We start from the raw sequence: 381 nt of genomic DNA, 5'->3' as shown, positions 1-381 counted from the left end.
GTGGAGCGCTTCCAGATACTCGAGAGCCGCCATGCTGGCCGTGTCTCACTCACGTTTGACCAGGAACCTGGTCAACCGATGCTTGATCTCAAGGCGATCGTGGCCCAGCAATCTTCTGATACGCACTTCTACTGCTGCGGACCAACAGGGATGCTGAAGGCATTCGAGGCAGCGGCGGCCACGCTCGATCCCGATCTTGTGCATTCCGAATTCTTCGCCGCGGCGGCGCCTCCGGCCCGCGGTGGATTCGAAGTGGTGCTCGCCAAGTCGAAGAAGACAGTTTTCATTCCCGCGGGCATGTCGATCCTCGAAACATTGAATGAAATGGGCATGCACATAGCGCACTCTTGCAAGGAGGGATTGTGCGGCACATGCGAGACA

At 58.0% G+C, this 381-nt stretch carries 1 protein-coding gene; it reads left to right on the top strand.

Annotation, left to right across the window (positions count from 1 at the left end):
• Window positions 1-78 precede the first annotated feature (78 nt).
• Window positions 79-381 (top strand): 2Fe-2S iron-sulfur cluster-binding protein (locus tag EN935_RS40545; RefSeq protein ID WP_127374474.1); only part of this gene is annotated, 303 nt, incomplete at its 3' end.

Source organism: Mesorhizobium sp. M7D.F.Ca.US.004.03.1.1 (genome assembly GCF_003998635.1).
Lineage (GTDB): Bacteria > Pseudomonadota > Alphaproteobacteria > Rhizobiales > Rhizobiaceae > Mesorhizobium > Mesorhizobium loti.
The sequence above is the reverse complement of the archived record's forward strand: the minus strand, read 5'-3'. Positions and strand labels throughout refer to the sequence as shown.